The organism is [Chlorobium] sp. 445, assembly GCA_002763895.1.
Taxonomy (GTDB): domain Bacteria; phylum Bacteroidota; class Chlorobiia; order Chlorobiales; family Thermochlorobacteraceae; genus Thermochlorobacter.
The window spans coordinates 25330-40565 of record NSLH01000024.1; the positions used below are offsets into that span (position 1 = coordinate 25330).

The 15236-nt window shown below is 45.7% G+C and carries 14 protein-coding genes and 1 pseudogene; 4 read left to right on the forward strand and 11 right to left on the reverse strand.

What is annotated here, in order from left to right; genetic code table 11:
- Positions 1-3 precede the first annotated feature (3 nt).
- From rpsR to CMR00_09740, 5 genes are all read right to left on the reverse strand, one after another.
- Positions 4-273 carry a 30S ribosomal protein S18 gene (gene rpsR, locus CMR00_09720; protein PIO47567.1) on the reverse strand — a complete coding sequence of 90 codons (270 nt, stop codon included), beginning with the start codon at positions 271-273 and terminating at the stop codon, positions 4-6.
- A gap of 30 nt (positions 274-303) precedes the next feature.
- A complete protein-coding gene (locus CMR00_09725; GenBank protein PIO47581.1) occupies positions 304-759 on the reverse strand; it encodes a single-stranded DNA-binding protein in 456 nt (151 codons plus the stop codon).
- A gap of 2 nt (positions 760-761) precedes the next feature.
- The gene (locus CMR00_09730; protein PIO47568.1) at positions 762-1181 is read right to left on the reverse strand and encodes a 30S ribosomal protein S6; all 420 of its coding nucleotides are present in this window, start codon (positions 1179-1181) and stop codon (positions 762-764) included.
- Positions 1182-1431: 250 nt separating this feature from the next.
- Positions 1432-1722: a hypothetical protein gene (locus CMR00_09735; protein ID PIO47569.1), complete on the reverse strand. Its 291-nt coding sequence runs from the start codon at positions 1720-1722 to the stop codon at positions 1432-1434.
- Positions 1723-1762: 40 nt separating this feature from the next.
- Positions 1763-2890 (reverse strand): DNA replication and repair protein RecF, encoded by a 1128-nt coding sequence (locus tag CMR00_09740; protein ID PIO47570.1) that lies wholly within the window; start codon positions 2888-2890, stop codon positions 1763-1765.
- A gap of 399 nt (positions 2891-3289) precedes the next feature.
- Between CMR00_09740 and CMR00_09745 the strand changes: the two genes are divergently transcribed.
- On the forward strand, positions 3290-4945 hold the full coding sequence (locus tag CMR00_09745) for a hypothetical protein (protein PIO47571.1): 1656 nt from the start codon (positions 3290-3292) through the stop codon (positions 4943-4945).
- Complete coding sequence (locus CMR00_09750; protein PIO47572.1) at positions 4911-5642, forward strand: carbonate dehydratase; 732 nt, start codon at positions 4911-4913, stop codon at positions 5640-5642. The genes CMR00_09745 and CMR00_09750 overlap by 35 nt, the downstream gene beginning before the upstream one ends.
- A gap of 84 nt (positions 5643-5726) precedes the next feature.
- Here CMR00_09750 and dnaN read toward each other — a convergent pair whose 3' ends face one another.
- The 3 genes from dnaN to CMR00_09765 all read right to left on the reverse strand — a co-directional run bounded on the left by dnaN (position 5727) and on the right by CMR00_09765 (position 9198).
- Complete coding sequence (gene dnaN / locus CMR00_09755; protein PIO47573.1) at positions 5727-6857, reverse strand: DNA polymerase III subunit beta; 1131 nt, start codon at positions 6855-6857, stop codon at positions 5727-5729.
- Between the two features lie 137 nt (positions 6858-6994).
- The gene (locus CMR00_09760; GenBank protein ID PIO47574.1) at positions 6995-7996 is read right to left on the reverse strand and encodes a hypothetical protein; all 1002 of its coding nucleotides are present in this window, start codon (positions 7994-7996) and stop codon (positions 6995-6997) included.
- A 14-nt stretch (positions 7997-8010) separates the two neighbouring features.
- The gene (locus CMR00_09765) at positions 8011-9198 is read right to left on the reverse strand and encodes a hypothetical protein (GenBank protein PIO47575.1); all 1188 of its coding nucleotides are present in this window, start codon (positions 9196-9198) and stop codon (positions 8011-8013) included.
- Positions 9199-9279: 81 nt separating this feature from the next.
- Between CMR00_09765 and CMR00_09770 the strand changes: the two genes are divergently transcribed.
- Entirely contained in the window at positions 9280-10050 is a 771-nt protein-coding gene (locus CMR00_09770; protein PIO47576.1) for a short-chain dehydrogenase, read from the forward strand.
- A gap of 51 nt (positions 10051-10101) precedes the next feature.
- Here CMR00_09770 and CMR00_09775 read toward each other — a convergent pair whose 3' ends face one another.
- The 3 genes from CMR00_09775 to CMR00_09785 all read right to left on the reverse strand — a co-directional run bounded on the left by CMR00_09775 (position 10102) and on the right by CMR00_09785 (position 13829).
- Complete coding sequence (locus CMR00_09775) at positions 10102-10875, reverse strand: methyltransferase (GenBank protein PIO47577.1); 774 nt, start codon at positions 10873-10875, stop codon at positions 10102-10104.
- Between the two features lie 102 nt (positions 10876-10977).
- On the reverse strand, positions 10978-12435 hold the full coding sequence (locus CMR00_09780; protein ID PIO47578.1) for an arsenic-transporting ATPase: 1458 nt from the start codon (positions 12433-12435) through the stop codon (positions 10978-10980).
- Between the two features lie 104 nt (positions 12436-12539).
- On the reverse strand, positions 12540-13829 hold the full coding sequence (locus tag CMR00_09785; protein ID PIO47579.1) for an amino acid dehydrogenase: 1290 nt from the start codon (positions 13827-13829) through the stop codon (positions 12540-12542).
- 437 nt (positions 13830-14266) lie between these two features.
- Here CMR00_09785 and CMR00_09790 point away from each other — a divergent pair.
- A pseudogene (locus CMR00_09790) lies at positions 14267-15236 on the forward strand (TldD protein).

Sequence of the window (15236 nt, forward strand, 5' to 3'; positions counted from 1 at the left end):
TCGTTACTTGATTTGGTCAGAGACAAAAGGAATGATCGCCAGGTGCCGTGCCCACTTGATGGATTTGGTTAGAAGTCGCTGCTCTTTGGCAGAAAGCCCCGTGATGCGGCGCGGGATAATTTTGCCCTGCTCATTGATAAAACGACGAAGTTTTCGCTCATCACGGTAGTCGAAGAATACGACTTGATTTTTTGCAGGTACGCTCGCTGCGCGGCTGCGTGCTACAATAGCGCGCTGCGCAGGGCGACTCGAGACTGGACTTTTAAGTTGCATGGCTCAATACATCATTTGGTTTTGCGTAGGTTATCGACTGTCTGTTGCAAGCTCACTATCCCCATTGAGATATTTGTATTCGTAGAGGTCTTTGCTGGTTACCTGCGAATCATCGCTGTATTCTTCTACGACACCAGAGTCATCGTCATTGCGACGGCGCTTGTTAAGGAATTGAATTCGGCGAGCTTTAATTTCAACCACAGTACGCGTAGTGTTATCTTGCAGTTTCCAAGTTCGGCTTTGAAGTTCGCCATCAACCAGCACCGCACTGCTCTTGTGTAGATTATCGCGGCACGATTCTGCAAGTTTATTCCAGGCAACAACACCGACGTAGCACACATCTTCCTGCCATTCGTTATTGCTGTCACGGAAGCGACGGTTGCACGCAATTGTAAAATTCACGACAGGCGTACCTGTGGTGGTTTGTCTGAAAATTGGGTCTTTGGTTAGGTTGCCTGCGATAACCACGCTGTTGATTTCTGGCATTTTTAACTCTGCCATTGCTCTCCTCCATAAGTTGGTTTTATTACAAAGACATAGAACGCTAAGAAAAGAATTTTATCATCCTGCGCAGTCTCAGGCTTAGACTCAGTGGAGGGTTGCGCTGTGCCGTACTTAGCTACACGCTCGCGGATCTCCAAGAGCGGCTTATCTAAAATGATGGTGAGGAAACGAATAATCTGCTCGTTGAGCCGATACTGACGCTCCAACTCTGCTAGCATCGTGGGTGGGGCTGTAAACTCGATATGTATATAGTAGCCGATTGTGTGCTTACCAATTTTGTAGGCGAGCTTCCGACGACCGTTATCCGTAATGTTTTTGATATTACCTCCGAGCGAAGTAATAAGCTGCTTTACTTTCTCAATCGCACTTTGGGTGTTTTCGTCATCTAAGTTCCCGTCAAAAATGACCGTCGTTTCGTAAAGTTTCTCGTTTTTGCCATACTTGAAAAAGCGTTAAGCGTTAGAATTTCAACCTTGCCTTGCTTTGAAACTGTTTTGAGTTGTATTTCTGAACTGAACCGTGTTAAGAAATTGTTGATTAAAATTAGGACTGCAAAGATAAGTTTCAGCACCAATTTTCCAAAAGATTTTCGTCGATTTTTTGTGCATCTCGCACTACTGGTCATTTCTGCACTCTGGCGCTGCAGGCACTCTTTTACTTGAAGACAATGCCTTTCACCAAGTTGCGCTGCAGCTTTGAATTAAGCTGCGCAATGATGCTTTGCTTCTTGAAGGAGAGTTCATTTCGCCATGCTGAGTTTTTAACTTTCACATAAAGCACGCCATTTACAACTTTCTCGACTTCTGAGATGCGCGCAATGTGGCCACCTACGACCTGCGACCACATTTTGATAATCTCAAACTCTTCAGCAGCATCAAAATTCAAATCATGATACAGTGCGCTAAGTACTTTCTCAAAGCGACTTGGAACCCTCGTGTAGGACATCTCTCAATCTGATTTAGTAAGTTTTCTTTTCTTGCATACGCTACTGCGCAGCATGACAAACATACGCCACATCAATTTGACTCACCCCACTAAACGATTTGCGCTCTGTTGTCGTAATCAGCGATTGACCCAGTGATTTCAAAATCTCGATCAAGTCATTTGCACGCTCACGATCAAGCTCACTAAACACATCGTCGAGCAGGAAAATCGGCATTTCGCTAAGTCGTTCTCGAATATAAGCATGCTGAGCAAGTTTTAGACAAACAAGAAATGTTTTATGCTGTCCTTGCGAAGCATAGCGTTTGAGCGAATTACCGTTCATGAGAAACTCTAAATCATCGCGGTGCGGTCCGAGCAAAGTTTGACCCCGCCGACATTCTTCGGTGTGCAGAAGTTTGAATTTGAGCTGCAAGCCTGCCGCAATTTTATCCCTTTCTGCTGCATCCCCAATTTCAATCTCCACGTCCATCTCGTAGTGCAATTCAGGCTCTTCGCTGAACGAGGCAAACTGTCGGTAAGCTGTTTTCAAATAACTTGAAAATTCTCTTGCAAACTTTATGCGCTCACAGACGACTGCTGCAGCAAGTCGGATCAGTTGCTCTGTCCACACCTCAAGCGACGAAAGTTGTGCTGAATTTGGACGCAGCTGCTGTTTGATTTCCGCAAGTAATCGATTGCGTTGATGGAGTGCACGCCTATAGGCAAGCAAGTCTTCAAGGTATGCACGATTGGTTTGCGAGATAGTATTGTCAAGAAAGCGTCGACGTTCTTGCGGTGCGCCTTGTACCAGCGCAAGGTCGTATGGAGAGAGTGCTATACATGGATATTCACCCACGATTTTGGAGAACTGTTCAAGTTCAGTACGATTGATGAACACGTGTTTGCCGGCTTGTTTTGAAAAATACACTCTCACACTGGAGTGCACACCCAAGTCGCTTTGCATCTCAGCTTCCACTTCAAAATGCTCGGCTCCAAATTGCAGGCATTCTGCATCGCTTGCGTCAATCAAGCTCTTTGTAAGGCAGGCAAAATGTGCAGCCTCCAAGATGTTCGTCTTGCCTACACCATTGCGCCCATAGAGGATATTGACGCCTGAATCCAGCGAAAGCAGCAGCGACGTATGCCGGCGAAAGTTTGTGAGATGTAAAGAAAGCAGTTTCAATGTCAGACTCTGAAAATTTTACCAAGGCTTCTTTTACTACAATGTCTTTCTTACGTGTCTATACATTTAAAACGTTTGAAGATATTGACTATGTGGAAATGTGGAGAAAGTCTTTTTTATTACCACAACTCCTTGAAAAATAAGAGCTTGCGCGTAAAAACGACTGAATCGTCCTTGTGGATAGGATGTGAAAAGCAGGTTTCTTTTCCACATACCATAGATTACAAGATCAAAATAACAATTGGTATTCACACCTGCATGGCTGTTCTTAACAGTCTATGCACGTAGATTTCACAGAGTTTTACACGTGGATAAAAGGGAAAGTTTTCCACGTGTTATCAAGAGTGTTTGCTGCCGATGATGTTCGGGAGTCTGTTAAACTAAGTAAGAAGTAGGAGTAACAAAATGACAGGCAAATATGAGTTTAAACCCGGACTAGCAGAAAACTTCAAGTACGATTTCCCCGCTGGTATTGTTGTTTTTCTTGTTGCTGTCCCACTGTGTTTAGGAATTGCGCTTGCCTCAAATGCGCCGCTCTTCTCTGGTCTAATTGCAGGGATTGTTGGGGGAATAATCGTGACGCTGTTTTCGGGCTCTGAACTTAGTGTGTCAGGACCTGCAGCAGGGCTAACGGTCATTGTAGCCTCTTCTATTGCAAAGTTAGGATCATTTGAAGCCTTCCTTGCAGCGGTTGTGATTGCTGGGGGCTTGCAAATTCTCTTCGGGGTAATGCAAGCAGGCGTGATTGGCGACTATGTACCAAACAGTGTTATCAAAGGCATGCTTGCAGCGATCGGTATCATTATCATTATCAAGCAATTTCCCTACGCGCTTGGGCATAGCACAGGGCAATACGACGACCGAGAAGATATTGAGTTCCTGCAGCACTATGGAGAAGATAGTGCATTTGCTCAACTGATCGCGACGCTCTTTGATATTTCTCCTACTGCGACGCTGATTACCCTAATTTCCATTATCCTGCTGGTGGTATGGGAAAAGCCATTTCTGCAACGCTACTCATTTTTCAAAATTGTGCCCGGACCATTAGCGGTGGTGTTTCTGGGCATCATCATCAATCAACTCTTCATTGCGCTTTTTCCAGAGGCGCCGAGTTTGCACCTAACGAAAGAAAAAGCGCAACTGGTGTCGCTCCCAGTGTTTGAGAATCCAACATATCTATTGCAGAGCCTGACGCTGCCTGATTTTAGTGCGCTGATGCGCAAAGATACATACATCGTTGCACTGACCTTGGCGGTCGTGGCAAGTCTGGAGACATTGCTCTCGGTGGAAGCAGTCGACAAACTTGATCCCTTCAAGCGGATATCAGATACAGATAAAGAACTGCGGGCACAAGGTATAGGTAACATTGTGTCAGGGCTGTTAGGGGGATTGCCAATGACGGCAGTGATTGTGCGTTCATCGGCAAATATCTATGCTGGCGCGCGCACACGCACTTCCGCCTTTGTGCATGGTGTCTTCCTCCTCCTTGCAGTAGCGCTGATTCCAAATGTGCTCAACATGATTCCGCTGGCAAGTCTTGCCGCAATTCTCATCACTGTGGGCTACAAACTTGCAAGCGTCAAGCTCTTCAAAGCGATGTATAAAACTGGGGGCGAACAGTTCTTAGCGTTTATCACTACTATCATTGCTATCGTCTTTACAGACTTGCTGATTGGGATTTTCATTGGTTCAGCCGTGGCAATCTTCTTTGTGCTAAGAGTATATCATCACTCCGCAATTACGATGATAAATCAAGACAATTACTATCTCATTCGCTTCAATAAAGATATGTCGTTTGTCAATAAGGCAGAACTGAAAGAGCAACTGGCAAAAATTCCAGATAACTCGCTTGTGATTATCGAAGGCACAAAGGCTGTATTTATTGATAGAGATATTTACGAAGTAGTTGACGACTTCCGAGAAGCAGGCAAGTATCGCAACATCACCGTAGAGCTCAAATACATGGATTCAAAGTCTCTCCCGCTGTTCCCAGATTTTAACAAAAATGACAAAAGGAGACTGAAAAATGGAGTCGTACAAGAAACTGCTTCTGGCAAATAAAGCATGGGCAAAGGAAAAGCTGGATATCCGTCCTGACTACTTTGAGAAGATGGCGCGTAACCAAACTCCAGAGTTCTTGTGGATAGGTTGTGCTGATAGTCGAGTGCCTGCTGAAGAGATTACGGGAACGGAGCCAGGAGAACTCTTCGTGCATCGCAATATTGCTAATCTTGTGATTCACACTGACTTTAACATGCTAAGCGTCCTGCAATATGCCGTCGAAGTCTTGAAAGTTAAACATGTGATTGTATGCGGGCACTACAACTGCGGTGGCGTCAAAAACGCGATGGGGCATCAAAGTCTAGGACTGATTAACAAGTGGTTGCGTCACATCAAAGATGTCTATCGATTTCATGCGGCGGAGCTGGAGGCAATTCAAGATGAAGAGCAACGCTATCGTCGGCTCATTGAGCTCAATGTGATTGAACAACTGCGAAACATCGCAGAAACTTCATTCGTGCAGCGTGCGTGGCACTTTGAGGGTCGCCCGTATCTACATGGATGGGTGTACGATATAGAAACAGGTTTGCTCAAAGAGCTTACAATGATGCAGCCTAATGCGGAACTCTACGACATCTATCGATATGACTTTTCAATAGAACGTGGTAAGGGTAGAGTCAATGAATTTGGGGTGTCAAACCAGATCACGAATGGGGAGAAAACCCTAAACACAGTGCCCGAACCCTCTCACCACTAAATACAATGAGCAAGGGCAGGCACGAGTCTGCCCTTATCACTTCAAAATGTAACTTTACTTTTCTGCAACCCCAATACGCTTCGTTCAAACATTAAGCCGGACAGGCATCACAAGGATAAGATGCGTGTCAAGTGGTTTACCTTGATGAATTGGTTTGACGATAGCAGCGCGCGTAGGCGTACTAAACTCAAATAAGGCTTCTTCAGTGTCGAGATGTGCCAAGGCATCTTCAAGAAACTTGGCATTGAAGCCAATTAGCAAATTTTCTTTGAAGTTGCACGGTACAGTCTCTTCTGCTGATGCGCCTTCATCGGCATTTTCAGCCGAGACCCTAACTGTATCTGCCTCAAGTTGAAGCCGCACATCGCCGCGTGAAGAAAACCGGGCGACGCGCTTAACCGTTGAAGCTAAGCTTGCCCGATTGACAATCATTTTCTTGTCGTTCTCTAATGGGATGACAGCTTCGTAGTTTGGATAATTTTCAGCGATGAGGCTTGCTGTTAATGCCGTTTCTCCAAACTTGAATTGAATGCGTGCCTCTTTTGTCGCAATAGAAATCTCAACAGTATCTTCATCGCCGAGGGACTTTTGCACGATGCTAAAGACGCGCGAAGGTACAATGACCTTAAGTTTTTCTTTTGCACCCGTCTCAATTGGTTGAGTATAGCGCGAGAGTCGATGTCCATCGGTGGAGACAGCACGAAGTTGCTGCGCTTCAAGTTCCAGCAAAACCCCCATCATGGCAGGACGCATGCTATCTAAACTCACCGCAAAGAGTGTCTTGTTGGCAATATCCTTAAACTCTTTGCTGCTTAGCGAAAAGGAAAGGTCGAAGTCAAGTTTCTTTTCGGTGCGTTCCTGACGCTCGCTGCTACCTGAAATCTTGTATTTGCCACGACCTGTATCAATCATGAAGTTGACTTCGCCTTCGGCATCTTTCTTTTTGGTTTCGAACTCTGCTTTGCTATCGGGCAAGCTGCGAAGAATGTCGTGAAGGCGTCGTGCATTAAGCAAGACGGTGCCTTTATCGCCCGACTCTGTAGTAAGAGAGGTTGCAAAAGAGATGTCACCATCGGTCGTAAAGAGTGAAAGTTTTTTCTTTTCGAGTGTGAGCAGAATGCTCTCGAACTTGAAGTCTGTAGCTTTGGGTGGAAGTGCGAGCACCGCATTACTGACGGCGTCTGCAAAAGGTTTTAATTCAACTGTAAATTTCATTGCGTTGAAATAAGCAAGATTATTGCCTGCAATGAGTGTCAGGCTTGAAATTCTTTTGCAAAAAAAGAAATGATGCGAAGATAGTGATTTATGCGCAGATTCCCAGCTAGAATGCAAGGCAGCTTATTCAATGTATGCTACGATGTAGGTTCCCAGATAAACTTGCCTGCACGATTGATGTAGCCAATGCGCCGTCCTTCGTGAACTCTCGCAATACCATCTTTGAAAGGCTCAATATGATCGAAGCGTGGAGCGAGAATTTCATTACCACCTTTGTCAATAAGTCCCCACTTCCCTTGCTTTTTGACAGCAGCATAGCCTTCAGAGAACTCTCGTGCACCTTCAAACTCAATCGGAATAACAATTTTACCGCTTTTGTTAGCATAACCCCATTTGAGTGCACCAGATGAATCTTTAAGTGCAACAGGCGCCAGCCCCTCACTGAACGAACCGCATTGCTCAAAAGTTGGTGGAATGCGAAAGGTGCCATCAGGGTTAATAAATCCCCACTTACCATTCAAATTCACCGCAGCAAGGCTATCTGAAAACTCACGCGCCAGATCGAAACGAGGACTAATTACAAGTGTGCCTGTTTTATCGATGTAACCAAACTGATTGCCGATTTTCACCCAGGCAAGACCTTGTGAGAACGACCATGCCATATCGAACTGTGGTTTAATGGCGTACAATCCAAGCGGGGTGATATAACCCCACTTGCCACCTTCCTTTACAGCGGCAAGTCCTTCGGAGAAGCGCAATCCATCTTCAAAGCGCGCGGAAATGACAATGTCACCTGTCTTATCCAAGTAACCAATATTTTTGCCAATGCGTACTTGTGCTAAGTTTTCAGAGAAATTCCACGCCGAAAGGAACTGTGGTTTAATCACCTCGCGACCGGTGCTGGCATCAATAAATCCGAACTTTTCACCGTTCTCGATGACAAGTGCTAAGCCCTCGCATACATCGCCAGCATCGGTATAAATCGGCTCAACAATTTTTTGACCTGTCTCATCAATAAACCCAAATCGGTCGCCAAGCCGAATTGGGAGCAACTTGCCGTTTGGTTTTGGGCGAGCATCGCAAGAGAGAAGAAGCGTAGAAAAAAGTATGCTAAATGCAAACCAAGAAAAAATGCGCATAGCTTGTGAAGGAATTAATTAAGCGGATAATTCACAGCTTTAAGCATCTCATAGAATTTTTCTGCAGGGTTGCTTGACTGATTTAGCTGTTGCATCACGAGTGCTTTGCCAATTGGATAGGTGAGCATATAGGTGCGATAGTCAGTGTCGCGCAGGCGTGCAATCACGCGATGCAACAGCTCATCTTCACTAGGCGAAAAGCGACGTAGATATGCAAAAACAGTATCGTCATCAGCCTGTTGTTCATGCACAAGCAAGGCAGCATTGATAATGGATTTGCGACCGAGTTCCTGCAACACGCTTAAAATCTCAGCATCACGTTCGCTCAAGGGACAATGATGCAACTCACTGTGTGCATTTAGCCAAGCAACACTGGCAGCGATATCACCAACAATAAGATGTTCTGCAGCCTCAGCAAGACCTTCTGCAAGCAAACTTGCTGGCGTGCCAAGCAAACTGATAGAAAATTCGTCATATCCTAACTTCTCAACAAGTTCTGCTTCCTTGACAATGGCTTCAGTGTGATGACCGCAAAAAGCTTCGTGAGTTGTCGTGTGCAAAAGATTCCAAATCGTGGTTGGGACATCAATGTTAAGTTCATAGAGTGAGAGAAACTTTCCTTTATACCAGTGATAGCCTGCCCAAGGTTTATTTCGCACCAAGCGGACTTCAATGTGATTTTCAGGTAATGGAAAAAGTCTGTGAGCAAGTTCTTTCGTTTCACGAATGGCGACGGTGAGAAATCGCTCAATAGCTTCTCCTTGTAACTCAAAACGTTTGCGCCAGCGAACGAACCGCTCTGAGAGTGAACCCTGACCCTCTAAGAGATGCTCAAGTGTATCGATGTGAGCAGAAAGTTCAGCGTCATCCTGCCATGCGATGTGCTGTATGCCTAAGCAAAGGCGAGCTTCCTCACGAAAGGGAAAAGTATGCCCCAGCTTTTTTTCTATCATGGTATGCAGCGCCAAGGTTTGGGCACGAAGATACTGTGCACGGTCACCTTGCTCATGCTCGAGTGCTGCTAAGATAGCTTCTGCCTGCTGATGCAAAGACTCAAGTGGAACAGGAGGAACTTGTGCGAGGCGCTCACGCCACACAGCAGCCTTGCCATAAGCGGCATCAACGACACCGGGCTGGTGCTTATCGAAGTGCAAGGCAAGCTGTATGTAAGGTGCGACGATGTCTGAAAATGAAGCGTTCATAAGATGAGCAAAATGATTGCAAGATACATCGCTACCATCTATTTTTGAAGCCTTATTGAAGATTTCAACGATACACACTCAATGGGTTTTACACTCATCACGGGTGCTTCAACAGGCATCGGAGCAGAATTTGCAAAGCAATATGCTGCAAAAAAGAAATCACTGATTCTTGTAGCACGCTCACAAGATAAACTTTGCACACTTGCACAAGACTTGCAACAAGCCTTTGGTATTGAGGTCAAAACCTTCGCACAAGATTTATCAAAGCCTGACGGTGCAGAGCGTGTCTTTGAATTTTGCAAAGCGCAAAATGTAGAGATTGACTTGCTTATCAATAATGCTGGTGTAGGGCTCTCGCAGAAGTTCCAGTATCAGCAGCTTGCAGAAATCGAGTCCATGATTCGCCTGAATCTGCTGACGACAGTCAAACTCACGCATCTACTTTTACCAGAGTTTTTGGCAAGGAAACAAGGCGGGATTATCAATGTCGCATCGGTTGCTGCGTTTCAAGGCACACCAAATATGTGCGTCTATGCTGCAACAAAAGCCTTTTTGCTTTCTTTTTCTGAAGCTTTAGCAGAGGAACTGCATGGCAGTGGAGTGCGTGTGATGGTGCTCTGTCCCGGTGGCACAGCCACACGTTTCTTCCAAAATGCAGGCTATAAACAAGAGAGATTCAAACTTCCACTGCAAACTCCGAGCGAGGTTGTCAAGGTAGGTATTGCTGCTTTTGAGCGCGGAAAGACCTGTGTCATCTCTGGCTGGCTTAACAAAGCACTGGTTTTTGCAGAGCGCTTTACACCACGCTGGCTGAATACCAGACTCGCTGGTGTGTTTGTTGGTGAGATTTGAGGACAGACAAAATAGACAGGTATCTCTACTGCAGTGTTGCAGGCATGAAAACTAATTGTGTAGTTCTGCCATGAACTCTTCTTCAATCTGTCTCATCTTTCTGCCAATAATAGCATAGTAATAAATCGGTATGCCGTCAATCGAGAGGCGGTGGCGGTATCGTTCCAAATGATACAGATTAAGGTAATCGCTTAAGATTAGCCGCTTGATGAATGTTGAGAAACCGCTGTTGTCCTTTTGGCTTAAGAATGTCTCTTTAATGTTGAAGGCGATCCAGCCGTTTTCTTCTATGAGGTTAAACGCATTTGCAAACGCCTTGGGCGGTATATCTCCAAATCCTAAAGCCGCTACCGTGGTCATACAATCAAAATGCCATTGTTGCAATTGAATCAATTCTTCAGGCTGCATCTCGGTAAGATTCACTACAAAATACTCATCGTAGACTGCAGGTCGGTCACGTTCAGCAGCATGTTTAGCTTCAGGCAGAATGTCGATACCAACCAGTCGTGCTACACCATACTCCATCAAGACCTCACCCATCATACCATTACCAGCGCCGACGTCTAAGACTCTAAGTTGTGTGAAGTATGCACCAGATTCTTCTACCGTCTTTTTAAGCAATGCGCCAACTTTTTGTGGGGATTGACATTTGAGGCGCTGATAAAAGAGCTGTTCGTAAAGTCCAGCATGTCGATATATCTCGGCGTAGTCGTGGAAGCGAACCTTTTTTTCGCCTTCGGCAGTCTCCAAGAAGAAATAAGCCTCATCTTGCGCCAGTTGAAAGGGTTCATTTGGGGGAAGTTTCAATGCATATTTTTGTCTCATTACGCTGTTAATCTTTTCAAGTCCTTCTCAAAAAAACGAAAAGCAGAGTAGGAAAGTTCAGTTTGCAGTGGTGCGCGACGTCAAAGCAGCTAGGCACAATCCTCAATCTGGCGTTACGGTTGTAACGGGCGTAACGAATTTAATTTCCAAGTGTCCATCCTCAAGCATTTGTGCTTCTTGTGGCACAAGTCCAGCTAACGAATCAGGTAGAGCAATATCACGGTATCGTGTGCCGACGCGCAAGGTAAGGGTTGCTCCTAAGCGTGAGAGTTCGATTTTGTCGGTTGGTGCAAAGGGCAGTTTCACACGCAAAACGGAGCCATGCTCTTCCTGTCGAATGGAAATCGGCTTTTCGGCATAGAGCAATTTGGCGGGGTCAATATCACCATAGAGTTTGTCAGCAAGCAAGCGCAATCGTTCAATGCCAGTAACTTCGCTTTTGAAGAGTGGGACTTTGAAGATTGGCATTGGGGAAAAATCGTTGAAAATCTGTCCAAGGTAACGCTGCTGCGACTCATGCCATTCAGCATAGTAACCATCTTTGGCTTCATCGGGAATAACGCGATTGACAATAGCGGCATCGACATGCATGCCGTAAAGATTGAGGTATGTCATCGCCCGCTGCGATTCAGCAATAACCATTTTCTCAGGGTTCATGACAAGCCGCGCCGATGTCGTAGCTTTTTTATCCATGATGTCGCGAATGTCTTTAAGGCGATCGAGCGAACGATCCCACATGGCTGCCACATGTTCAGGCGCGACGATTCTATCCAGACCAGGTGTGACTTTGGAAATCGGGCGAAGCACTGGTGCCATGATAAATTTTTCAATGACGCGCGTAACTTTCAGAAGCCATGCCAAGACTTCGGGCAGTGAGAGCAAGCGCAAGGTCTCACCTGTTGGCGCCATATCGACGACGACCACATCATACTCGCCTTTGCCATGAAAATCACGCAAGCGCAAGAGACTAAACAATTCAGCCATGCCTGGAATCGAAGCAAGCTCACCTGCGATAGTTTGCTCAGCACCAAGTGTCATCAGGAGACTGGCAACAAAATCACGAATTGCACCCCAATTTTCATTGAGTTCCACGTAGGGATCAATCTCTATGGCGCTGAGGCGTGGCAATACCGTTTGAACTTTGCCAGAGAGTGGCACGCCGAGCGAATCGGCAAGGCTGTGCGCAGGGTCTGTGGACATTACAACTGTATTGTAGCCTAATTCAGCACAACGAATAGCTGTAGCTGCTGCCGAACTGGTTTTGCCGACGCCGCCCTTACCTGTAAAAAAAATAATTCTCATCCGTAAGCTATATTTATCTGGTTTGCTATTAGCAATCTGTGAGTGCAAAGTTAGGTAAACTAAGACATCTTTGGGGATAATTTTTAGAACACGTTGAAAGCATAAAAGAACCAAAACACGATAAGTAAAGTTGCAACAAAACAAGAGGCACGCCAGCGTTACCCGGCGTGCCCCCCTCATCACCCAAAACAAAACACAAAGATAACTTGTGGTTATCTCTGCTGAATTGGGAGTATCCAAAAGCGTGCCAAATTTCAAATCCGAGTTTTTGTTGTGTTTTCAAGCGTTTTGCCCTAAAAGCACATCGGTTAAAATTACTTTTCGTAATTAGGTTATTACACTTCGTAATTCCCTCAATAAGTTCATGCATAAATGCCGCGCAATTTCAAAGTTTTGGCAACCTTATCAATGGCAAGGATGTATGCCCCAATCCGAAGGGTTTGATTGTGCGTAATTGCAGTGTGATAGACAGCTTCGAAGGCATTGCGCATAGCACGTTCTAAGCGGCGATTGACACGCTCCAGCGACCAGAAATAGCCCTGTCGATCTTGAACCCACTCGAAGTAACTGACCGTGACGCCACCAGCATTAGCTAAAATATCGGGCACAGTACGAATCCCTCTGTCGAAAATAATTGGCTCTGCATCGGCGGTCATCGGACCATTTGCTCCTTCTACAATCAAGCGGCACTGAAGTTTATGAGCATTACGCGTGGTAATTTGGTCTTCTTTTGCGGCAGGAACGAGCACATCGCATGGTAGCTCAAGCAGTTCTTCATTGGTGATATGATCGCCTTCGCTGTATCCTGCAAGCGAACCGTGTTTTGCTGCATATTCCAGCGCTTTTGGAATATCATGTCCGTTAGGATTGTAGTATCCGCCAGAGATATCGCTAATGCCAACGATTTTACAGCCTTGCTCATAGAGCAATTTCGCAGAAACAGAGCCGACATTACCAAACCCTTGCACTACGACACGAGAACTCGTCGGCGACATGCCTAATTTATCCATCGCTGAAAGTGTGCAAATCATCACGCCGCGTCCAGTCGCTTCGCGTCTTCCAAGCGAGCCGCCCAAGATGACTGGCTTTCCCGTTACGACAGCTGTTTCTGTGCGCTGCACGTGCATTGAGTAAGTGTCCATAATCCACGCCATCGTCTGTTCGTTGGTGTTCATATCTGGCGCAGGAATATCTTTGTCAGGTCCAAACACGGACATCAGATTTGCAGTGTAGCGGCGCGTGATTTTTTCAACTTCAATGGGCGTGAGTTGTGTGGGATCACACTTGACAGCACCTTTTGCACCGCCAAAGGGAAGGTTCAAAATCGCACACTTCCATGTCATCCATGCCGCCAAAGCTTTAACTTCATCAAGTGTTACATCTGGCGCATAGCGAATGCCGCCTTTTGACGGACCGAGTATATCGTTGTGAATCACGCGATAGCCTTCAAACACCTCGATCTTGCCATTATCCATCTGAATGGGGATTGAGACAGTCACTTGCTTAACAGGTGTCTTGAGATATTGATAAATCCCTTCTTCGAGATGGAGAATTTCAGCGGCGATATCAAAGCGCGCCATCATGGATTCAAAAGGATTCTCTTTATCCTTGATGGGTGCAGGTTCCTTGTACAATCCTTGTTGAACGTTCATTGCTGATAGAGGTGAGTTTGAAAAGAATGAAGTTGAAAAAAACACGATGGAGAAAGAAAGTAAGAAAGTATTATCATTCGCTGAGCATGCAGTCAAGCAAGCATCATGTAATTCAGTAGTACTCATTGTCATTAGCATAATTGGGCTGTGAAGTTACAAAAACAAGGATGAAAACAAAATCGAGTGGAACACAAGTAGAGAAGTAGAAACAACTTATGAGCTTGCAAAACAGAGACAAGAAGCAACTAACATAATTTTGGTTGAAAGTTGTAGATTGCAGGCAAAGGTAAAGCTTATGCTACAAGCGCTGTTGAACACCATCATGAAATGCACGTCGCTCTACACTGCTTGGTGCACGGAACAGTTTTGTGCAAGGCTGTAAAGTAAAACAGCTCTTATGCACAAAAACCTCTGTGAATAGAACCTTGATAAAAAAGATGAAAAGACGCGAATTCTTAAAGTCAGCAGGTCTTGCGGCTGTAGTGACCTGCTTTCCAATCTCTGCATTTGCGCGCCGTGCTGAAGCGCAGTGGATCACGCCTGTGCTGGAGCGCAACGAGAAAAAAGCACTGGTAGACATTGCACTCAATACTGCAACGAGGTTTGGCGCAACCTACTGCGATGTGCGTATCGGACGCTATCTCAATCAGGCGATCTCAACGCGAGAAAACCGCGTGCAAAACATTCAAAACTCAGAGTCGTTTGGCGTCGGCATTCGTGTGATTGCAAAAGGCACATGGGGGTTTGCCTCAACCAATAAGGTTACACCCGATGGCATCAAGGAAGCTGCTGAGCGCGCTATTGCCGTTGCAAAAGCCAATTCGCGTTTGCAAAAAGAACCTGTCAAGCTCGCGCCGCAACCAGCACAAGGCGAACAGACTTGGAAAACCCCAATCGAAAAAAACGCCTTCGATATTCCGATTAAGGACAAAGTCGACTTGCTGCTTGCTGCAAATGCTGCTGCAATGAAAAACGGGGCGCGCTTCGTTAGTTCACAACTTTTCCTCGTCAACGAGCAGAAGTACTTTGCCTCTACAGACGGCTCTTACATCGACCAAGATATTCATCGCATCTGGCCCGACTTCACCGTTACCGCAATTGGCATCGGGACATTTCAAACGCGCAATGCACTTTCTGCGCCTATGGGAATGGGCTACGAATACCTTGAGCCGAAGCCTGCAGATAAAATCATCTCTGAGCATCTCATACTTTACAAAAATTCTTACGACATTATTGAAGATGCTGCACAAGCTGCAAAACATGCGCAAGAAAAAATTGCGTGCAAAGTCCGTCGAAGCAGGCAAATACGATTTGGCACTGGAGCCCTCTCACCTTTTTCTGACAATTCACGAGTCGGTCGGACACCCACTTGAGCTCGATCGTGTGCTGGGCTATGAAGCGAACTAC